The organism is Tardiphaga sp. GW822-FHT04G09 (assembly GCF_058800725.1).
On record NZ_JBXAMO010000038.1, the window covers coordinates 1 to 20,334 of the forward strand.

Annotated in this window: 16 protein-coding genes and 1 pseudogene; 5 read left to right on the forward strand and 12 right to left on the reverse strand. The window is 63.2% G+C overall.

Annotated features, from left to right (window positions below):
- Nucleotides 1-51: 51 nt before the first annotated feature.
- The gene (locus AC1RLZ_RS30720) at nt 52-435 is read right to left on the reverse strand and encodes an ABC transporter permease subunit (protein WP_493191741.1); all 384 of its coding nucleotides are present in this window, start codon (nt 433-435) and stop codon (nt 52-54) included.
- A 78-nt stretch (nt 436-513) separates the two neighbouring features.
- Nucleotides 514-1,659, reverse strand: a complete 1,146-nt coding sequence (locus AC1RLZ_RS30725; RefSeq protein ID WP_493191742.1) for an ABC transporter substrate-binding protein — start codon at nt 1,657-1,659, stop codon at nt 514-516.
- 455 nt (nt 1,660-2,114) lie between these two features.
- On the opposite strand from AC1RLZ_RS30725, the gene AC1RLZ_RS30730 reads away from it, so the two are divergent.
- Both AC1RLZ_RS30730 and AC1RLZ_RS30735 read left to right on the forward strand, forming a co-directional pair.
- Nucleotides 2,115-2,510: an SDR family oxidoreductase gene (locus AC1RLZ_RS30730; protein ID WP_493191743.1), complete on the forward strand. Its 396-nt coding sequence runs from the start codon at nt 2,115-2,117 to the stop codon at nt 2,508-2,510.
- On the forward strand, nt 2,462-2,734 hold the full coding sequence (locus AC1RLZ_RS30735; RefSeq protein WP_493191755.1) for an SDR family oxidoreductase: 273 nt from the start codon (nt 2,462-2,464) through the stop codon (nt 2,732-2,734). Before AC1RLZ_RS30730 ends, AC1RLZ_RS30735 begins: the two co-directional genes overlap by 49 nt.
- Before the next feature lie 42 nt (nt 2,735-2,776).
- Here the strand turns inward: AC1RLZ_RS30735 and AC1RLZ_RS30740 are convergent, their stop codons facing one another.
- The 3 genes from AC1RLZ_RS30740 to AC1RLZ_RS30750 all read right to left on the reverse strand — a co-directional run bounded on the left by AC1RLZ_RS30740 (nt 2,777) and on the right by AC1RLZ_RS30750 (nt 7,354).
- Complete coding sequence (locus AC1RLZ_RS30740) at nt 2,777-3,259, reverse strand: hypothetical protein (protein ID WP_493191756.1); 483 nt, start codon at nt 3,257-3,259, stop codon at nt 2,777-2,779.
- 312 nt (nt 3,260-3,571) lie between these two features.
- The gene (locus tag AC1RLZ_RS30745; RefSeq protein WP_493191744.1) at nt 3,572-4,267 is read right to left on the reverse strand and encodes a hypothetical protein; all 696 of its coding nucleotides are present in this window, start codon (nt 4,265-4,267) and stop codon (nt 3,572-3,574) included.
- A gap of 822 nt (nt 4,268-5,089) precedes the next feature.
- On the reverse strand, nt 5,090-7,354 hold the full coding sequence (locus tag AC1RLZ_RS30750; protein ID WP_493191745.1) for a patatin-like phospholipase family protein: 2,265 nt from the start codon (nt 7,352-7,354) through the stop codon (nt 5,090-5,092).
- Nucleotides 7,355-7,727: 373 nt separating this feature from the next.
- On the opposite strand from AC1RLZ_RS30750, the gene AC1RLZ_RS30755 reads away from it, so the two are divergent.
- Entirely contained in the window at nt 7,728-8,732 is a 1,005-nt protein-coding gene (locus AC1RLZ_RS30755; protein WP_493191746.1) for a T6SS phospholipase effector Tle1-like catalytic domain-containing protein, read from the forward strand.
- Nucleotides 8,733-9,395: 663 nt separating this feature from the next.
- Here AC1RLZ_RS30755 and AC1RLZ_RS30760 read toward each other — a convergent pair.
- Entirely contained in the window at nt 9,396-10,988 is a 1,593-nt protein-coding gene (locus AC1RLZ_RS30760; RefSeq protein WP_493191747.1) for a T6SS phospholipase effector Tle1-like catalytic domain-containing protein, read from the reverse strand.
- Between the two features lie 989 nt (nt 10,989-11,977).
- On the opposite strand from AC1RLZ_RS30760, the gene AC1RLZ_RS30765 reads away from it, so the two are divergent.
- Nucleotides 11,978-12,445, forward strand: coding sequence for a hypothetical protein (locus AC1RLZ_RS30765; RefSeq protein WP_493191748.1), 468 nt, complete (start codon nt 11,978-11,980; stop codon nt 12,443-12,445).
- Between the two features lie 10 nt (nt 12,446-12,455).
- Here the strand turns inward: AC1RLZ_RS30765 and AC1RLZ_RS30770 are convergent, their stop codons facing one another.
- From AC1RLZ_RS30770 to AC1RLZ_RS30780, 3 genes are all read right to left on the reverse strand, one after another.
- Nucleotides 12,456-14,783 (reverse strand): hypothetical protein, encoded by a 2,328-nt coding sequence (locus AC1RLZ_RS30770; protein WP_493191749.1) that lies wholly within the window; start codon nt 14,781-14,783, stop codon nt 12,456-12,458.
- Nucleotides 14,784-14,850: 67 nt separating this feature from the next.
- Nucleotides 14,851-16,515 (reverse strand): site-specific integrase, encoded by a 1,665-nt coding sequence (locus tag AC1RLZ_RS30775; RefSeq protein WP_493191750.1) that lies wholly within the window; start codon nt 16,513-16,515, stop codon nt 14,851-14,853.
- Nucleotides 16,515-16,691, reverse strand: a complete 177-nt coding sequence (locus AC1RLZ_RS30780) for a hypothetical protein (protein ID WP_493191751.1) — start codon at nt 16,689-16,691, stop codon at nt 16,515-16,517. The genes AC1RLZ_RS30775 and AC1RLZ_RS30780 overlap by 1 nt, the downstream gene beginning before the upstream one ends.
- Before the next feature lie 94 nt (nt 16,692-16,785).
- Here AC1RLZ_RS30780 and AC1RLZ_RS30785 point away from each other — a divergent pair, with 94 nt between their 5' ends.
- Nucleotides 16,786-17,691: a hypothetical protein gene (locus AC1RLZ_RS30785; RefSeq protein WP_493191752.1), complete on the forward strand. Its 906-nt coding sequence runs from the start codon at nt 16,786-16,788 to the stop codon at nt 17,689-17,691.
- Between the two features lie 708 nt (nt 17,692-18,399).
- On the opposite strand, the gene AC1RLZ_RS30790 is transcribed toward AC1RLZ_RS30785, so the two are convergent.
- The 3 genes and pseudogenes from AC1RLZ_RS30790 to AC1RLZ_RS30800 all read right to left on the reverse strand — a co-directional run.
- Entirely contained in the window at nt 18,400-19,284 is an 885-nt protein-coding gene (locus tag AC1RLZ_RS30790) for a DUF2971 domain-containing protein (protein ID WP_493191753.1), read from the reverse strand.
- 258 nt (nt 19,285-19,542) lie between these two features.
- A complete protein-coding gene (locus AC1RLZ_RS30795; RefSeq protein ID WP_493191754.1) occupies nt 19,543-20,220 on the reverse strand; it encodes a hypothetical protein in 678 nt (225 codons plus the stop codon).
- Between the two features lie 19 nt (nt 20,221-20,239).
- A pseudogene (locus tag AC1RLZ_RS30800) lies at nt 20,240-20,334 on the reverse strand (IS21-like element helper ATPase IstB); the annotation flags it as partial.

The window sequence follows — 20,334 nt, forward strand, 5'->3', positions numbered from 1 at the left end:
CTCTAACCCCTGATGAGCCAGAGCCTCCCTTCTCGAATTGCCTGATCAGTCTCAAATTATCTGACGACGGACAATCCTGACGAAGTCTTTTCCTAGGATCGCCGAAGCGAGACCACGTAAAAGCACCGATACACCGATCGTTATTATGAGTATCTGGACCGGCGCGGTCGAGCGCGCGGGCCTGATGGCCAGAAGGTAGGTGGCCAGACCCACCGCAACGGTGATCACGACCCCCAACGTTGCAGACGGTACGAGACCCATTGTGCCGGAAGTCACGAGGACCCCCGATATCATGCCGCCCAGCATGACGTATTCGCCCTGGGCGAAATTAAAGATGTCCGAGGCTCGATAGACCAGTGTGAAACCGATCGCCACTAGGGCGTAGATCGAACCTACGGTCACGCCCGAGACAAGCAATTGAAGGAATGTGGTCAATCGAGCCTCCTTATCGAAGTCTTGAAGGATACATTTACCGACGATGTCGGCGGCGCATTAGCGGAAGTGATTGCGCTCTCACTTGTCCGCGGATACCCAAGCTCCATCCTTGACCGTGATCATTCTGAAGGAACTGAGATCGATGCCTAGGTGATCCGTGGGCGTCATGTTGATCGGACCGACGGTCCCAAGGAAATTCTTCGTAGACTCCAACGCATCCCGTACGGCCTTCCGATCCTTCGAGCCAGCCCGTTTCATCGCATCGGCGAGGAGCAGAAAACAGTCGTGTGCGTAGCCGCCGAATGTATCCGCCTCCTTGCCGGTTGCCTTTTCGAACTTCGATTTGTAATCGGACAGAACCGCTTTTAGAGGATCGTTGTCAGGCAATGACGCGGCAATGAGCAGCGTCGGCGCCGGAAGCAGAACGCCGGACGCGTCGGCACCCACTGCCTTTAGGAAGCCGGATGTCGCCGCCGCATGGCTCAAATAGAGTTGCGAGGTCATGCCCAATTGCCGGAAATTGCGTGTCACTACGGCCGGGCCCTGACCGATGTCTGGGTTCAAGACGGCCTGCACACCTGGGATCGATTTAATGCGGTTGAGTTGCGGCGTAACGTCGCTATCGCGCGGGCCGTAACTCTCCGACGCCAGCACCTCGATGCCGTAGTCGGCCGCAACCCGCTTACACTGGCGCTCCATCGATTTCCCGAATCCGCCCTGCCCCGCTATGATTGCGATCTTGGAGATCTGCCGCCTCTTCATGTCTTCGTAGATCTTTTGGCAGGCCATCAGGTCGGTGTGCGGCGGTTTGAAGACCCATTTGCGAAGCGGATCTATGATTTCCACTCCGCCGGAGAACGACACGTAGGGAATCTGCGCCTCTTCGAACACCGGGAGCATGGCGAGAGAGTTTCCGGTGCCGCTGCCGCCTACCACTGCGTCGACCTTGTCTTCTTCGATCAACCTGGTCGCAAACGAGCGCGAGGCATTCGCATCGCTTCCGTCGTCGTAAAGGATCAGCTTGACCGGTTCGCCGTTGATTCCGCCCTTGTCGTTAATCAGCTTAACGTAGAGATCGAGCGTCTGCTTCTGCGGGTCTCCGAGAAACGATGTCGGCCCTGTTGCGGATACGACAGCGCCGATCTTGACCTCGGCCGAGGCGGATCCGCCGCCTAGCATCAGCGCCGCCGCCACACTTGCACAAATCTTCAGTGCTTTCTTCATGTGCTTCCCCCGACTGTTTTATTTTTTAATGGACATTGCCCAACGCACGCTGGCGCATGAACTCCATCCGTTCGACCGGATATCATGGCGTCTACGAGCCAGAAGCGACCGAAACTGACAATGACGGGCACCGTTTTGATCAGGGGGGCCGACCAATTTGGTTCGTGACGGTCGATAGGACACCCACACGACAAGGCCGGCTCTCCGTTCGTCTTTATAGTTGACCGGTCAGTTTTTACATACTTAATCATCGTGGTTGAACTGCATCGTCTTCCCCGCGCGGAGTGGCTAGTGGAGAGAAAAACTTTGCCTGAGCAAGTAGATAAACCGACATATGCCGACTATGCGGGTGAGATGCTGCGCGCTGCTTTGAAAGGATCCCGCGTGTTGATTACAGGGGGATCGTCGGAATCGGGGAGGCACTCGCGCGTCGCGTCGTAGGCAGCGGCGGCAATGTGGTCTTGGTTGGTCGCGACCCATCCAAATTGGCCACAGCCCGTGCGCACTTGGGACCCTCCACCGAGACGTTCGCCGCAGACGTGAGCGACGAAGTGGCCGTCGCCGATCTCATTAAGTGTATTGGCCGGCTTGATCACATAGTGACCGCGGCGTCCGGCAGTGTTCGCGGGACCATCACGGAGCTCGATATATCTTCCGCGCGTTGGCTATTCGAAACGAAATACTGGGGACAGTACTACTGCGTCAAATATGGCGCTCCGATGCTCTCAGCGAATGGATCGATTGTCTTATTTTCCGGCTGGATCAGTCGCAAGCCGATGATCGGCACTTCCAGCTGGCCGCCATTGACGCCGCGATTGAGGCGCTCGTACGTGTGCTATCCCTCGAATTAGCGCCGATAAGAGTCAATGCGATCACTCCCGGAATGATCGATACGCCGCTATGGCGCACGCGCTTATCAGAAGCGCAACAACAGCAATTCTTCGCGAAGACGGCGGCTGCGCTGCCTGTGGGACGCAAGGGCACGGCGGACGATGTCGCTCATGCTGTACAATTCCTGCTCGAGAATCGGTTTACCACCGGGACAGTGCTTGATGTGGATGGTGGGCAACGGTAACGATGGACACCCGTCTTCGTGAGCGACGGAGCCGATCGGACTTCACGGTTTTTGCTTGAGCCGCGAAACCCTCTTGACTGCACGGCTGCTGCCTAAACCGCAACAACCAATCGGGCTTGCCATCTTCGCTCTGTCGGTGACCTTCGCTCCCGCTATCGGCGTCAGCAGCCGCAGCCGCTTCATCTCCTCCGGCGCGCCCTCCCACCGATCCCACCGCACGGCCTGCTCGGCGAGGACGCCCTTCGCGATGCCGGTGTCGTCCATCGCCACGGGAAATGCCACGATCCGGAGACCCGACCGGTCCGCCTCGTCCGCGATGCTCTTCGCCCAGGCGACCCATTCCGGATCCCCGCTCCAGTTCGCATCCACCAATAGGACGATAGCGGTCGCTTCGGCACCGTCGAAGTCGATCTCGATCGGCACCCGACCGCCTTCCGGCGGTTGCGAGCGGTAGATGATGGGAACGCCGGATCCCCCGGCCACGTTCTGATAGAGGTCGCGTCGATAATGGCGGAACAACGCCAAGGATATTTCCGCGCCCGCTTTGAAATTGGGGTGTCAAGCGACGTAGACGGCGAGAAACGGGCGGGTCGACACGGCCGATGGATCGATGGGCATTTTTTGAAAACTTCGCTGGTGTTTCACGTCGGCAGCGTAGCAAAGCTCGGATGGTCTGTCTGCCATCGCCGTCCGGCGGCCCTTTTCGCTCCGCGGCTACGGCGGCTTTCAGGTTTCTGGACGCTCGGTGGCGTGGTCCCTTGGGCCCATGTCCGAAGGGATGCGCGCTTCGCGCGACATCGCCCCCGATCAGGTCCCGTCGCCTGGTGTAATGCAGCTCTAGCGCAGCGCGCCCCCGAACCGGTCGTAGAAGCTGTTGAGCCGCTGCTGACCGATCGCCTCGATCGCGCGGTCCTTGTTGCTTCCGGAGGACACGGGTTTGGTCGCCGACGGAAGGAAGCCAGGCACCGGAGGCACCTGCCGGCTCTTTTCATCCATGGAAAGACCCACGATTAGCTGATGTCGGTCGATCCTAGAGGCGGAGCCTGTGAGGAACGACTGATCGAGACCGACCCGATTGCTAAGGCCAGCGAGGACGATGTGCGGACTGACCGATCCCGAGATCGTCGTGGTAAATTGCAGCGTATCGGCGAAGACGCGCGGACTGCTTTTCTCCAACGTCTCGAGCTGCTTTCCCTGATTCAATTCGATGAAGGTATCCACGAGCTCGCCCATGCCCACGTTACCGGAAATCGGGTAGACGAAGTTCTCGGGCTTGTTGGCCGGATCGCACTGCAGCTTCTCGTCCTTCAGGAGGTCGCCGAACTCCTCCGCTACGATGAATCGGCGCACGTTGCTTCGATTGAATTGCCCCGCGCCCTTCAAGCCCACTCCGACCGCTCCGCGTGTCACGAGCAGCACCGGGTCGATGTTGGCCTCCGCCTTGTTGTCTTCGACGATATCGAAGGTGAAATCGTATGCCACGGCGGTTCCGATGTAGCGAAGATAGAACGCCCGCTCGCGCGGATTCAGCATCGTCGGCGTGACCTCGAGGAATTTGCGCCGATCGTTGTCTAGCGCCTCGGCGACCCCGCCGATCCCCGAGCCGGTACAGGAGCTCGATCGCCTTGTCCTGAATTCCTCGGCGGGTCTCGCAACGGATCTGCTGGACGATCTGCACCGATTTGAGATGTGTCACGTCCTGCTGCACCGGATGCAGCGAACAGTTCGCGACCACGAGTCCCGACATGATCGACACGGAAATTCGGGCGCGGCGCGCCATGTTCGTCGTCATCATTCCGCTCCCCCCGGCTATGAACTGTACGAACTCTAGGGAGCGCGGACAGGCGCGGCGACTAGGGTGTTCCCTAGGCGCCGGCTCTTTTCACCCGGTTCATCGAAGCGGGCCGAAGGGCCTAACGATCGGATACATCGCTATCCGGTTTTTGGCGCGGATGATGCGGAACAAGTCCGCCCCGCGCCCCCTGATCGGCTGCGCGCAGCTCCTGTGGGGAATTGAGGGAGCTGGATCTTGAGAGGCCCGCGGGTGGCGCCTGATCGACGTGTCGTCCGCGCGAGCGCATCGAGACCGATGATGTCGCTCCGCACCTTCGAAGCGGATGCCAAGTCCGTTGAGGAATGCGCAGGTAGCGTTCGGATCGGCTGAAGGGGAGATGCGCAGCGATGGTCAGCGGCTTCCAGCGCTATGCCGGTTCGAGACCATGGCTGAGAACCGGCTCCGCGCCGCGAGATCGCCTCAGCTTTCGGGCCACGCGAACCGTTGTTGCGCGGGCGGCGACCGCAACAGCATTGCCGGCGCAGATGATCGCCGGGATCGCATGGCGGCTTTAACCCGAGTCACCTCAAAAGAAGCTCGATGCGCGCCATGGCCGTAGCGCGATCCAGTCCGTCTGCCAGGTCGAGGTGGTCCTTTCCGGCGAGGAATCGCGCCGCTATGTGCTCGCCAAGCGCGCGGTAGGCTTCGAACTGTTCTTCGGTGAACAACTGGTCCATCGTGGTTTCGTGCGGGAAGTCCGGATGGGCGGCCTTGTAGGACATGACGTAGTCGTTCTCGTCGCCGCTCAACGACGATTTTATGTAGACCAGAAGCCCCTGCTCCCGCGGCCCTTGTCCGACGCCCGGGTAGTCGATCAGCCCGAGCGCGACGTGAGGGCCGTGCTCGACGTTCACGGTCTCCTCCGCGACCTCGCTCGAAACCGCGCGAGAACGGGCGCCGATCGGCTTCCAGTTCATGACGATCCTGGTCCCTAGATCGATGCGGGCGAAACGCTCGAGTTGGACAAGCGACGATCCCGTCATATCGGGATCGGCTTCGCCGTCCACCGCGATGATGAGCGCGCAACGCCTGCGCAGCAACTCGTAGATCCCGAGATTTTCGATGTGTCCACCGTCCGTCAGGAAGATGAAGCTGCTCGAGACCGCGTCTTCCGGGGATGGATCTCCGATGTCCACGCCGGATTTCGAGAATGCTTCCCGGAGCAGATAGCGGGGGCCGGGCTTTCCGTTCCACCATCGGGCGGGCGCTGAACGTTCCTGGTCGCGGACGGTCTGGGCGGGGTGACGGAGCCACCGGCCCAGACGGAGGTTGAGCAGGGCTATCGTCGGCGACAGCGGCCGTAGCGAAGCCATTCCCATGTTCGGCGCGGCGGCGGCTCCGGAGATGGCCATGGCGGTGCCGATGTTCAGCCCGTCGTTCGCCGCCTCCGCCATGCTCGTCTTCACGTAGCCGGTCGCTTCGCTGCCGACGAAAATCTTGCTGAAGATGAAGAATTCGGCGTTCCGGCCGCGTCGGTTCGCGTAGGAGGAACCGGGCACGTTCAATGCTGCGTTCAGGAGATGGTAGGGCGCCAGCCTCGTATCGATGTCGCACAGGGAGAAGTTGTCGGCGGGGACGAGCACGGCGCTGCCGATCGATTGTCGCGCGATCAGGAACGCGCTGCCGAGCCTGTCCCTGTAGAGCTGATGGAGCGAGTTCGCGTTCACGTTCAGAATGGGCCACGTCAAGAGCAGGATGCATGCTCCGATCGCGTAGGAGATGCTCACCCGATGACCTATCGCCGCGATTGAAGTCGGCCCCTCATACCCGAACAAGCTCCGGAAGAAAGCCGGCGCATGGGCCCAGGCGTCGCCGCCGTGGCACGCGGCAGCCTTGGGGACCATGTCGCATGCGCTCGCGCCGATCCCCCAGAATGCAAGTTGGAGCAGCGTCAACCAGAGTAGGAGCGGAACGATCGCGGCGGCGACCAGCAGGACGATCCGGCTCGCCCATTTCGCCAGATGGCCGGAGACCCCGCCCGTCTTGCTCGAAAGGGCCTGGGCTGCGATCGATTTCAGGAAGGGCAGCACCGCCACGACGAGCGGCGTGATCCACACCACCGCCCTGCCCGCCGTCTGTACGAACGTGTCGGCCACCTGCGCCGATAGCGTCGGGGCGGCCGCGTCCGGATTGCCGAGCAGCTTTTCCGCCGCGAAGACGAGTTTTAGGATCGCGAAATGGAATTCGACGATCAGGATCGCGGCGAACACGGAGAGCACCGTGGCGGCGACCGATGCGACGAGGCGGCGCCATTTCAGCGCCATGATCGGACTTATCGATACGCCGAATGCGTAGATGACCAGCAGAGCGGCCACCACGAACGCGGCGGCCGCCGACAAGGGCATAGCGATGTCGCGCGTCATGGGGAGCGCGCCTTCGAGCCAACTCCATGTCGTGTCGAGGTCGGCCGTACGGGGCTTGAGATAGACGAGCAGGGCCGAGGCGAGCAGAAGAAGCGGCGCCACCACGAGCACGTTCATGGCGATGCCGCGAAGGTACACCGCGCCGGCCGAGACCACCGAGTTCGTGCCGTTCTGAACGAGGTAGCGGGAGTTGTCCCGGAGGTGCTTGGTTTCGGCCGTCTCCCCTACGTCCTCGCCGGTCTTTCCGAATGGAAATGCGCCGCCGTTTCCGGACATCCCGATCGTCGTCGCCGTGCCTATGTAGCCGCCTCCCGAGACGGTCGAAAGATAGTGCACGTTCTTGAAGGCGCCCGAGGCGTTCAGGGCTTGCAGGACGCCGAGGCTGAAGGTGGACGCCCGGCTGCCCCCTCCGGACAGCGCCATGCCCACGAGCCCGTTGGCGACCGTAGGCACCTGCCCGGCGGGAATCCCACCGTCGACGTCCGGAGATCTCTCGTATATGTCCCTGTACTCTTCCGAAAAGACGCTCTGGAAGGTCCAGGTCCCGTCGTCCTGCGAACGTTCTTCGTCCTGCGAAACCTGGGCGCCTCCCTTCGATGCGGCTATCGGATGCCGCCTTCCCCGAACCTACTCAAACAAAAACCGGATCTGATCGCGCCTAGGGGGTCCCCTAGGGCGTCGGCTATCCGGGTCGGGAGGTCCTAGAACGACTACCTAGGGAGGGTCCTAGCTGAGTCAGCGTTCTGCTCGGACTATACTCGGAGCGAGCATGGCGTCCCGCTCGACCGGAGTCTCGATGGCTGGCAAGATCCTGATACCCCTTCTGGATGGCACCTGGAACGACGCTGACTACGGTCTTTTTGATACCAACATCGTTCGGTTGCGCGAGAGAATATCCGCCAACCTTGATCACGCGTCGTCGACTGCCGCTCACGCCGGTGCCGGCGTCCAGGCCTGCCAAGCAGACGGTTTGAGAAACGTGATTTTCTACCAGAGAGGCGTCGGCACGAACGCGCTGGATCGTCTTCGCGGCGGCGCATTGGGCGTCGGCCTCAATCGCAACGTTCGCAATGCTTACGGTTTCATATGCGCAAATTTCGAGCCCGATGACCGGATCTTCGTATTTGGATTTTCCCGGGGGGCGTTCACGGCAAGGTCGCTCGCCGGCTACATTGCAGCAGCGGGTATCTTAACGCCGGACCAATGCTCGCCGGAGAACGAGTCGCGCGCCTGGTATTACTACCGCAGCCGGCCCGCCGAGAGACTCTCCGGGACCGCGAAGGTTCTTAAAGGACTGGTGCACAAGGGGATCGATGCCCCCATCACCTGCCTCGCAGTTTTCGACACTGTCGGATCGCTGGGCGTACCATTCAAACACTTCTCGCGCTTCAATCGTGCTAGGTATGAGTTTCACGACGTCTACCTTTCGGACGTCTCGCGGGTGAATTTGCATGCCATCGCGATCGATGAGCATCGCTGGCCGTTCGAAGCGAGCCTATGGAGGAAATCGAAGTTCGTCTCCCTCTCTAACCGGACCGAGCAAACGTGGTTTGCGGGGGCGCATAGCGACGTCGACGGGGGAAGCATTTCCGCTTCCGCGAGGGCTGCCAATGAATTGGATGACATATCGTTGGAGTGGATGCTGCGACGCATAAACGACCTGCCTGAAACGAAAACCTTTTTCCCCGTACCGCCGCAAGCGCTGGATCCCGAAGTTGCCGTCTCAGCCGATCAGAGGGAAACCCGCAACCTCCTGTACTCGGTTCAACCTTTCGCCTACCGAGCTGTAGGGAACGTGTAAACGCCTCCCCGTTTCTGGACGTCGACGATCGGTCACGACCGACACAATCCGGCGCAAAATCAGGCGCTCCATGTTTCCGCCATCGATAGAATCGGGCGGGAGATCCGCATCGAAAGCTGCGCGAGCCGATACGCGCCGCAGAACCTGATCGCATATCTCGAAGCCTTCCAAAGGGAGCCGGGCATGCGGATGCCCGTCATTGGATGGGACGGGCACCCAATGCCCGAAGGTATGGCCGCCGAACTCGTAGCGACCGCGCTTGCGGCGGAAAACCGAATATGATGCTCTTCATCATTCTGCTGGCCGTCATCTTCGCCGCGGGCGGAGTTTTCTGGGCGTGGTGGTCGATTCTTCAACGATAGGCGATGGGTGCACGGCCATGGCGCCAAGTCATATCTTGTCGAGCTTCTACGCCGACGCCGCCGGTATCTGTCGGTTATCTGACTGGTGCTTTGAATACCGGGGCGCAGCGCGTCGAGCACCGCGGAGTCTGTCTCGCCGGCGGGATCGGTCTCCGTGCCGCCCGACCGGGATTTTGCAGGGCCCCATCCCGGGAAGCTCTTCCTGGGCGAGCGAATAGATATCGGGAGTATGCAGTCTCTCGTGGAAGAGGACGAACCGCCGATGCTGCCTATTCGAACAGATCGGGATTGAAAGCTTTCTCTACGGAGGGAGCTCCGTGAGAAGTGCCCGGACCGGTTCCTCGGTGTTTCCAGGTGGCGGCGCATCCGTGGGCGGCGGGTGCGGATAGAATTGCTTGAACTCATCGTGCGCCCGAAGGGCTTCGGGACGGTATGCCGCGACTTCGCCGCGCGCCTGGTCGATGACCGTCTTCAAGGCGAACCTCGTCTTTACGGTATCGTGGACCTTCGCGTCGTGCAGGACCGCGCGCCTGATGATCTCGTAGTTGGCATTGGCCAGCAATCCCCGGAATGGACGAGGCAAGCGCTCCCGGAACGCGTCGATCGCGTCCCGCGTGGCCGAAACCTCGCTGTGTTGCATGCCGGTCGGATCCGGGTAGATGTGCAACGGCGTGCCGGTCGTGCCCGTGCCTGCAACCGCCGCGCCGTTCACGGTAACCGGCCCGTATCTGATTGGATGCGCCAGTGACAGCGTTTCCCCCAGCATCCACTGCAGCGCGATGTCGGAGAGCCGCGATTCGGCCTCGGGGTAGCTGCCGCCTATGTCCGAATGGTTGCCGGCGAACCACCGCTGCGATAGCTGGATGCTGTCGGGTTGCCCCCACGCGACGCGGTCGAAATCCTTGCGACGTTCGTCGATGGCATTGGCCGACCGCGCAGTGACGACATACTTCGACAACAGCCGATCGAAGTTTTCCGACTTCCACTCGGCCTGGTGCGAACGTTTCTCGCCCGGCTCCGGAAAGTCGTGGATCGTCTTCGTGTACTGCGACCGCTGCCGGTGGAGATACCAGACGATCGAAATCGAAACGAACGTCGCGGTTAGAGCCAGCTCGGACCACCAGAAGCCGACGTCGAAGACGTAGGCCACGGCCAGCGACGGCACTATGCCGAGCACGGCGGACACGACGGAGGAAGCGGCGCCGAACAGGACCGCAAGCCCTGTCTGGATCAGCAACCGGCGCCTACCGCTTGCGCCGAGCGCCGCGACCGTGTCGAACACGCCAACGAAATGCGCTGCCGCGTTCGATCGATCCCTGTCGGCGTCCTCGCCGACGAAGTTCGAACCGTACTTGAGCCGGAATCTGCGTGCTTGTTCGTCCCGCTCGGTCTCGTAGTCGCCGCGCGCATGGCCGGCTCCGTGTTCGTAGACGGTTTCGACGGCCTCCTTGGCGATGTCGCGGACCTGTTTGCGATAGCGCAGCAGCGGTTCCGACCCGGCTTTGGTCGGAATGCCGCAGAGCATGATCGTATTTGCCAGGCAGCGGACGGTGTAGGCGCCGCGGCTGAAGCCGATCAGGTAGATGCGATCGCCCTCCTCGTAGTGGTTGAGGACGAATTCGTAGCAATCTGCCATGTTTCTGGTGATGCCACGGCCGGTGACCGACTGAAGGAGTTTGTCGATCCTGCGCACGAAGCCGGTGAGCCCGCTTGCGCCGCTTTCCGTTCCAAGCCCGGGGTCGTAGAAGCAGACCTGATCGGCGGGATCGATCGCGTTTTCCGGATGGATGCGCGAGGCGCGGTACATCTTATAGACGTTGCTGATCCGCTGTTCGACCCGGACACCGCCGTCCTGGCCGGTCCCGTCGGAATAGACGACAATGTTCTTCGGCATCGTTTCTCTACGCCTCGCGGGATAATCGCATCTCAGGTCCTGTCGATGACTAGGGTTGGATGGCGATACGACCAGTGAAGATCGCATCATAGCCGTCGACGATGAACGCGCAAAATTGGGCACCGATCCTGGTCATCGAGGCTGGACCACCTATTTGCGCTGACGGGCCCAAGCCATGGGCGCATAGATTCGCGGAGCAAAATCGGCACGGACGGCCACTTCGTCGCATTGACCCGCGAGGGCAAAATCCGCTGCCGAACATGACACTTCGATCGATGGACTCCCGTCGATCGACATATCGGAAGCTAGGAGATATTCATCCCGCTGTCGGTCGATGCCTGCAAGCGCTCCGAAGGCGTAGAGCCACACGACGGCGGTATAGAATATAACATCGAGACGGACGACGGCGAGGGCCGTGGCTGCTGGACGTTCGCCGCGTAGCGGAGACGGACCGTACGCAGCCGATCGATGATCGTGCATGTGTCGGAACCCATGCACGGTCCCTCCGTTGCCGTCTTTCAAACGGAGAGAAAACAATGGCTAAAAAGGCCAGGAAGTCCGGTAAGAATGATCTTTGGGATAAGGCGGAAATCCGCGACGCCTCTCCTCCGCCGCTCACTCGGGACGAGCCCGCCTTGGAGAGCTCCGCCGGACTGAAATCTTTGAGTGACGCGGCGACACTTCGTTAACGATGAATTCGCGTTGTCCTGTCATCTGCCGTTTCTCGTGCTATGTGATAAATCACATAGATGTCTTGGAGAACGAATGATGGAAGCGAAGTTCGCACGGAGGCCGCGGGACGACTGGATAGTTCCGGAGAGGTCGGGGGCGTCGAAGGACGGACGGTTCGCAAGACCCGCACTTGTCCGGACGGCGCCGGGTCCCGAAGCCGACGGCAGGGGCCTTCCGTATCGGTGGCCCCGGGGCCCACCATCCGGCGGGTGGACCCCGCGGCCCGGAAGACGAAGGCGACGAAGGCGACGAAGTCGATGTCGATGTCGATGGATGTGGGAGCGAAGGTGGCGGCGTCCGCCGCGGCTCCGAAGACTGGGAGCGGACTGATGCAGAGGATGAATAGCAAGCGGTCGGAAGGTCGGTACGCGCAGGAGGCTTCCGCCGGCTTGCCGCCCCGCATCGTATCGCGCCCCGAGCCGGCGCTGTGGTCAGATGAAGAGTTGATGACACTTCAGGAGGCGGCCGCGTTGTTCTGGCCGATGGGGCCCCTGACCACGACGTCGCTGCGGACCGCCGTTCGCGACGGGAAGCTGGAGATCGCGGAGATCGCCGGCAAGCTGCTCACCAACAAGTGCTCCATCCGGAAGATGTCGCTCTGCGGCGTGCGCGCGGCCCCGGTGACGGAAGAGACGTTCGACGCGGAAGTCTCCCCTCGCCCGGCGACCGGTCTTCCGCGCAGCGTCGCCGAATATCGCCGAATGGTGGCCGAAGGACAGATCTGACCGTTGCGGCTCACCGCTCGCGCGGCTTCTCTCTTGCCTCGACCGTCTGCCCGCGGACGTGGGCGGCGACGATGGCGTCGCGGGACAAAAGGACACCGAGGCCTCCCATCCGTCTAACGAAGGCCTCCTGACGCTCGTCGGGACGCGCGTTTCCGGCCTCTTTCCTGAGGATCGAATACTGCCGATCCCGCTCTTCGCCGGTCGGCGGTGGCAGGAGGTGGCGCGCCCGGAGGCCCGCCTTCCAATCGACCCTCATCTTTCCGAACGGCTTCAGTTCGATATTGATCAGTTCCGCCGCCTTCTCGCGATCCAGCTTCTTCAGATCGACCATCTCCATGATGAAATCGCCGTCGTCGTCGAGGACCTTCCGGCGGAGAGCCTCGACGTCGGTGGCCGCCTTCCAGTCCGTCGCGTCCACCCCCTTCAACCGCCGGCGTTCGGCGTCGGTCAGGGGAGCATCCTTCTTCAGTTCCGCCTTCCGGCCGTCCGCGATGCCTTCGATCTCCCGGCCCCTCTGCCGCAGCCAATGCAACTTCTGCTTGGCGGCTTGCGCGGGGATGTAGAGCCGGTGGCGTCGACGGAAGTCGCGCAGGAATTCGCGCAGGCCGTTCGGCGCCCCGCGGGCTTCGAGTTCGCGCAGGAACGTCTCCATGCGGGCGATCTCCTCGGCACGGGTGAGTTTGACGCAGGCCAAAGGCAGATCGCCTTCGCGATGGAGGGATGCGAGGTCGCTCGCCCTCTCCGACGGGATGCCGAGGATTTCCGCGGCATCGGTCAGTCTGAGCTTGCGCGCGTCCACGAGGTCGAAGACGAACGCGCCGTGCGCCGCGAGCGCGGTGCGGATCCGGTCCTGCGTCGCGCTCCAGCCGCCGCCGGTGGACCGCGACCGTGCGATGGCGTCGAGCCGCGCCTGCTCCGGAACGGACGGCGCGAAGTAGAGCTTGGTCGCGACGACCCCGGCGTTGCGGGCCCCCGGCAGGGCGGTCAGGGCGCCCCTTGCCACGTCCTCGCGCAGCGGGACGTCGAAGCGCCCGCGCAGTTCGCGGATGAAGTCGGCGTCGGAAAGGCCGGGACGCCGGTCGGCGGCCCGCGAATTGACGAACTCCTGCCAGGCGAGGCTTTCGTTCCGCGTCAGCGACGGTGCCAGCCAATGGTCGAAGACGCCCGCGATGTGGTCGCGCTTCATGCGGACGAACTTGGCGAGCCCTACGCGCAGCAGCCCGGCGCCCCGGTCGTTGTCGATCACCTCGTCCACGACCAGTCCGAACACGAACGGTCCGTGTTTGCGCAGATGATCGACGCCGCCCGGGTCGGATGCGTCGCCGCCGCCGGCGGCCGCCCCCGAAGCTTCGATCCGTGCGATCCTGACGGCCTCCTCCCGCGTGGCTTCGCGGGCGGTGCCCGGCTTCCTCGGGAGTTTCGCGAGCGGATCGCCCTCCTGCGCGTCGACCGTGCGCGCGATGCGGGAGAAGTGCTTCGCGCCGATGCCGAACGCCTTCGCCAGGATCCGCCGTCCCTCGGGGCCGGCGGGCAGCGTGTCGGTCAGGTCGTCGCGGTGCCGGCGATAGATGGCGGCGCACTGCGCGTCGCGCCTCGTCGCGTCCCGTTCCCACGCCGTCGAGGCGATGTCGAGGCGGACCGGGTGGTCGTCCGCGAGCCCGTCGGCACCGCCCGCAACGCGGAAGCAGGCAAGGTAGGACGCCGGCAGACCGGTTCCGAGCGCCTGGGCGGCCGCCGCGCTCTCGGCGCCGCCGAGATCGATGGTGGCGTCCGGGAAGAGATCGGTGCGGTCCAGCACGAAGCGGTGCTGTTCGGGCGTCGGCGCCGGTTTCCGGCTGCGCGCGTCGAGACGGGAGAGGTACAGATCCATCGTCTTCGCCTCCGCGGCGGCGACCCGGTGGTCGCCCCGCGCTTCGTCGGATGCGGTCGCGAAGAACGTGTCGCGGAAGAACCGCACGGCGTGTTTGGCGAGGCACCCGTCGAGGCCGAGCGCTGTCCCCGCGTTCTCCATGTGCTGCTGGTAGGTGTCGGGGGGCACGGGCGAGCCGTCGAGCGACACGATCAGCCTGTCGGAGGCGGTGGTGGGCCGCGCCTTCTTCCACATCGCGACCAGCTGGGCGGCGACGGCGGTGATCCGCAGCGTTTCGTCCTTCCGGCCCACCGGCACGGTGACGAAACGCGCCTTGCCGAGCGGCAGGGCGTCCGCATAGGTCATGCCGGCGACCGCGGCGCACGGAACCGCGGCCAGGGCATGGAGCGCGAAGCCGGCGACGATCCCGAGCGGAGGGATGTCCTTGTCCTTCACCGCCTCCGGCCAGAATTCCGGGCGCAGCAGCATGCGGACGTCGCCGGCGCTCAGGCCGTCCTGGCCTGACAGGGGACGGAGGGCGGTCGTGCCGCGCGGCCTACGCATGGACCTGCTGCTGCGGCGACGACATCGCGGTGAGGTGGCGCAATGCGGTTAGCTTGAGCCGGTCGTTGTAGAGCAGCCGGCGCTTCGTGGTGCCGAGTTCGCACTCTCCCGGGGACTCGAACCACGGACGCAGATGGACGTAGTAGGTCCACAGGGTGATCATGGACGTGGAGAAGGCGATCTCGACCTCGTTCGCCGGCATGCCCGCCCTGACCGCGCACGTCACGCCGCTGTGTTTCAGCTGGTGCGGCTTGGCCTTGGGAAGGGCGGCGTATTCCCGGACCTCGTTGAACAGCTTCTGCATGCGCTTGCCGGTGTCGCCGGACCGTTCAGCGTCGAGATCGGCGATCGGCCGGCCCTCCTCGTCGTGGACGATGTGGATGAACAGACCGGGGTACTTCTCGCGCATTTCCCGGTCCTCCCTCTTCCAGCGCAGACTGAGTTCCTGCAGGGATCCGAGCAGGTACGACGTCCCGCGACGCTTGTTGGTGATCTCCGCGCGGCCGCCCTGGCGTTCGATGTAGTTCTGCTCGGGATTGATGTGTCCGAGGACGTCGTCCGCGAACCAGGTGAGGAGCAGGATGTTCTTATGTCGCGTTCCGCCGTAGAAGTAGATCAGCATGAAGCGGATGACGCATTCGAAGCGCGCGCGCTTGTGGTGGTGGCCGGTCACGTTGCCGGCGGCGTCGTAGATCCGGCCGCGGGCGGCCGAGATCAGCCTGACGATCTCGTCGACGGTGAGATAGTCGACGCCCTGCCGGCGCACCTTGGGAATGGCGATCCTGATGGGATCGATGCGGTTTTCGCCGCTGCAGTACCAGTTCACTACCATCACCAGGGTGATGACGCGCTTCCTGGCGGTGGATTTGGCGACGTAGCGGATCTCTGCCGGATCGTCGTGATCCGACCCTTCCTTCTTATGGTCCTTGAGGGTCCGTTCCGTGACGTGTTCGAGATACTGCTTGCCGGTCGTCAGCCCGAGGTCGTCGAGGGTGTTGCCGCCCATGAAGTCCTCGAGATGCGAGAGCTCGTTCTCGATCGCGGCGTGACGGTTGCGCGCGAGCTCGTCCGCACCGGGCCCGGGCTTGTGTTCGACGAGGTAGACGGCGAACATCTCGGAGATGGTGACGTCTTTCTTGAGCACGCGCCCGAGCACCTTGCGCACCCGCTTCTCGACCATGACGGCGAGCTTGGCGTTCGCGCCGACGTCGTCCATCCAATCGCCGCCCGTCACCGGGCAGTCCGTGCTACGGCGGTCGAACCCGTCCGTCATGTGGATCCAGTCGCCGCGCCTGTACAGATGCGGGCCCTTGCGCTTCCGGCCGGCGCCGCTGCGGCGCAGTTCCGACAGCGCGACCGCGACGTCGGCGATCGAGCGCGCCCGCGCGATCGGATGGCCCTTCCAGACGAGGAACCGGGACGTCGCCTCCACCCAGTCGATCTCGCCCCCGGTGACGGTGATGCCGCTCTTGGGCACCAGGCCCTTCGGCATCTTGCCGAGCGGTCTGCACTCGACGGGTTCCGCGAACGGCGACACCAGCGCCATCTCGCTCGCGGACAACCGCTCCCCGCCGCGCTTCGAAGCCGGAGCGCGGACCGCGGCGATGATCGGCAAAGCCGGATTTCCGAACCCCTGCAGCGTGAAATGCTGTCCCATCAGTTCACCCGGTCGGTCTGGTTGCGGAGGTCTTCGGCCCGGATCCGGCCGGGACGCGGGGGTGCCGGAGGCAGCGGGCGCGGTGCCGGGTCGTGTGGACGACCCGCATGCACGTGCGGGGCGCGCCGCGCGGCGCCGGAGTTGATGATGACGCGATGTCGACCGATCTTGACCATTGCAGCTCCTCGGGCAAGAATGAACAGTGCTACTCAGCACATATTTAGTGGTGAGTAGTACGGATTAATGTCACGAGTCAATGAAGGTCCGCAGATGACGCCTGCCGAGATGGCGCGAAGGTTAACGGAGGCCCGGGACATCGGGCTGCCTTGGCACATGCTTGCCGACACTCTGGCGGCGGCGACCGCCGCAGCCGGTGCCGGAGAGGCGCCGGCGATCCTGCGGCAGGCTGCCCGCGAGACCGGCGTCTCGCCGATCATGCTGCGTCGGTACGCGCTGGCGCTCGAACGCCTGGGCGCCATCGAACTGGAGAACGCGCTTCCGCCGACCAGCCTCGTCTCGGGCGCCTTCGCGCCGGTGGAGGCGGCGCTGCGCCTCCATTCCCGCGACGCGGCGGAGGGCCTCGCGGCGCTGCAGGCGCTCAAGCAGCGCCGCACGACGTTGCGCGAGATACGAGACCGCCTGACCAGGGCGGGAGCGCCGGCGGAATCCGTGGCGGCCGCCCGCCAGGCCGCGGTCCGCGACCGCGGGCTTCTGGTGGCCAGATGCGAACCGATCGTCGCGGTCGAGGTGGCACGCCTGTTCGGCGGCGGCACGGCGACGCGGCGGCGGCCGGCGGCGCGCTACCTGCGCCGCGTCGGGTTCGAATTCCGCGACGGGGGCGGCATGCTCCTGGGAGGCGCCGACCTCTATCTCGCCGAATCCGGGGGCCGCGACCCGCTCGAGACCCTCGCCCAGTCCGTGGTGCTGGCGCGCCATCTCCCCGCTTTCTTCGTCGTCGTGGGACCGGATCTGGAGGACGCCGACGCCGCGCGCGCCGCCGCGGCGCTCGACGCGATGGACGCGGCGTCGGTCGGCGTGGTGCATCTGAGGATCAACGCTCCCGCCGTGACCGTGCGGCCGGCGCGGACGACGCCCGCCTCGGTCGACGGATCGGACCGCTACGCGCGCATGCTGAAGGCCTTCGCGACCGGCCGCGCGTCTTTTCCCGAGACTTGATCGGACCTGCCTTTCCGCCTTCCCCTTTTTTGAGACGCTTGCGTGCCTGCCGCGGCGGCGCGTGCGTCGGCGCGTCGACACGTCAGCGTCTGCCGGGGTTGTTCGTCGCTTGAGCTGACGTTGTTCGGTCAGGCCGACAAACGCCGTCGCTCTGATCCATTTTACTGTCGGCGAAAATACGACCAAATTGTGGCGCACTTTCGCTCCGCCACAATTGGGCGAAATAAGGCAGGGTGTGTGCAGGAATTCGTGCGTAAATCGGAAAACACCGGACCGAAATGAACGGTTTTGGATGGATGAAACGGGTCAAAACGGTCTTTAATTACCGCAAATTGACGAAATAAGGACTCCGATACCGGGTTCTCAGGCGAGTGTGGAAACACCCAGTTCGTTATAATACCAATTAAGCGATTGAAGTTGTTGTAGAAAATTTTTCGACCTGAAAAAGTGTGCAGGAATTCGTGCAACAATCAGCCCGCACAGAACCAACCAAGGTCGGTCAGGTCGATTAAACGATGACGGGAGGGCCATAACAGCGGAGTGAGACTGACAGCTACGGTCGTCGTGGCGCCCGAGTGGTCCGGGCTCGGCGACAGGAACGGTTTCCCTAAATCGGCAACGCCATCTTGTCGACGCTGGACTCGTCAATTCGCGGGTGATCTTCGGCAGACGGTGAGGTACCCCCGCCCCGCTTGGGTATTCCGGCGCCTACGGAACGTTGCCGAAATCGAGAGCGAAGCTGCGTGCCGATTTCGCCGCGATCTGGAGCCGGGCGCTTGGATACTTCGTTCTGACCGTTTCGATGAGCCGACGTCGATCGGCCTCGCTAGATCGGCATCCGAGATAGACGCCAGTCAGTTCGGTCGAACGGAACGGGATATCCTCGGTCTGCTTCGAGTTTTCCCATCCGCCGAGCACGCGCCATTCGCGCTCGTAGGCCCAGGCGTCCGCCTTGACGTAGACTGCATTTTGGAACTGTTCGGGGGTCGAAAGAATGCTCTGCCCTGCAATGGCGCCGAACAACGCTTCTTCGTCAGCAAGGATAGGCATCGTATTCGAATACCGGACAGGCTTCGCAGCCCCCCAGGCGCTGACGTATTCACCCTCCGTGACGCACGAGAACTGGAGAACCGCGCCGGTATGATATTCGGCGTAATGCGACCACATCAGCAGGTTGTCGGCCGTCTCGGACAGGCAGAGGAGCTTCCGCCGGCCGATCACCTTGCGCAGTTCGTCGTGCAAGGCCGGCAGGCTGCGCTCCAGCCCGAGGATCGTTGCGCTGATCGCAGGGCGGTTCTCATCCCGGATCGTTTTTTCCTTCACTCCGGGCATCAGGGTGCGAAGCAAAGCGGCATTGGCGTCGAGCGCGCTTCCCCCGTGAGGCTGGCATCGGCCGGCATACACGTCCACGAACCGTTTCAACAGGCGGTCGACGAGCGCCTCCAGACGGAATTTGACGTGAAGATCGAACTGAAGGTCGAAGGGGTCATTGAACAAGACGGGGGACGACCATCGCAGACTTCCGCTTTCGATCACCTTTTGGGCGGTGTCGGCCGTCGTGTACTTGAAGAGATTAACAGGTGGCCGGGACATCCGCTCCCTCTGTGGCAGGCATGTTGAAGCCGCCAATTCTATCGCCCGGGTCGTGGCGCGTGCATAGGCTTCTGGTCGCCGCGTCTGCCGCCACCCGCGTCACGAGAACAACGACGCGCTAGGGTAGTTCGACCTATCCACGACGTCGCCAGATGCAAGAACAGAGGGCCAAGTCCGAAAGATGCGGGCCAACCCTGCGCATCTGCGGGCAACCGTCCTCTCATTTCCGGAGCCAGGCATCGTATTTCTCCACCATCGTTAACCATGAGAAGAGCCGAACGAGCGCGTACCGACGTCCGACAGCCCTCCGATCGCGGCATCGTCTTCCTCGCTGAGCTGCGCTCCGCAGAACGGAGAAGGCTCGCTGCGACGGCTGCATTCGGCGTCGACGCGATCGACCGCGTCCCTGATGAACAGTGTTTCGACGCGAAGCTTGGCTTTCCACGGCTGCGCACCGACGGCGGTCCAGTCGAGAAATGCCATTAAGGCCCGCCCGCATGCGAGAGCGGACGACGGACTTTCAAGTATATCGCTCAACCGCCGACGCTCGGTCCCGATCTCGGACCGTCCGGCATCGATGCCGTCACGATCGATCGACAGCAGACGTACCAGTTTCCGCACGGTCGCTTCCAGCTGCGCCTTGATCGGGTCCTGACCGAGCAGATCCGGGCGGAGGATTTCGATCCTCGCTTCCTCCTCGACTACCGCGTTTCGGCCTTGCGCGAAATCATCCACCCCGGCCCGATCGGACGCTTCGAACAGCCGCCCGAATATGAGACTGTTGGACACGTCCTCGAATGCGGGATTGCGGCGAGTGGAGCAGAGTTCGACCACGACCGCGCTCGTTCCGACACTGGTGATGCTTCGGTTGCGGTATCCGGTCCAGAGCGAGAGAAGCGGTGCGCCGTCACGGATGAAGATCCGTCCGTCCGACACGATCAGTTGGTCGGCGCCCCGGTTCAGCTGGGCGACGCGCAGTCGTCATGATCTCGTCGAAGGCGGCCTTCATGCCATAGAGCTTGAGCTCACCCATGAGGTCGAAGAGTTGAG

Bases quoted from the DNA above. Each gene is read 5' to 3' on its own strand.
- AC1RLZ_RS30745 (WP_493191744.1), bottom strand. From the start codon at position 4,267: ATGCTGAATCCGCGCGAGCGGGCGTTCTATCTTCGCTACATCGGAACC.
- AC1RLZ_RS30775 (WP_493191750.1), bottom strand. From the start codon at position 16,515: ATGGGACAGCATTTCACGCTGCAGGGGTTCGGAAATCCGGCTTTGCCG.
- AC1RLZ_RS30790 (WP_493191753.1), bottom strand. From the start codon at position 19,284: ATGTCCCGGCCACCTGTTAATCTCTTCAAGTACACGACGGCCGACACC.
- AC1RLZ_RS30765 (WP_493191748.1), top strand. From the start codon at position 11,978: ATGTCGATGTCGATGGATGTGGGAGCGAAGGTGGCGGCGTCCGCCGCG.
- AC1RLZ_RS30760 (WP_493191747.1), bottom strand. From the start codon at position 10,988: ATGCCGAAGAACATTGTCGTCTATTCCGACGGGACCGGCCAGGACGGC.
- AC1RLZ_RS30785 (WP_493191752.1), top strand. From the start codon at position 16,786: ATGACGCCTGCCGAGATGGCGCGAAGGTTAACGGAGGCCCGGGACATC.
- AC1RLZ_RS30770 (WP_493191749.1), bottom strand. From the start codon at position 14,783: ATGCTGCTGCGCCCGGAATTCTGGCCGGAGGCGGTGAAGGACAAGGAC.
- AC1RLZ_RS30750 (WP_493191745.1), bottom strand. From the start codon at position 7,354: ATGGCGCTGTCCGGAGGGGGCAGCCGGGCGTCCACCTTCAGCCTCGGC.
- AC1RLZ_RS30725 (WP_493191742.1), bottom strand. From the start codon at position 1,659: ATGAAGAAAGCACTGAAGATTTGTGCAAGTGTGGCGGCGGCGCTGATG.
- AC1RLZ_RS30780 (WP_493191751.1), bottom strand. From the start codon at position 16,691: ATGGTCAAGATCGGTCGACATCGCGTCATCATCAACTCCGGCGCCGCG.
- AC1RLZ_RS30755 (WP_493191746.1), top strand. From the start codon at position 7,728: ATGGCTGGCAAGATCCTGATACCCCTTCTGGATGGCACCTGGAACGAC.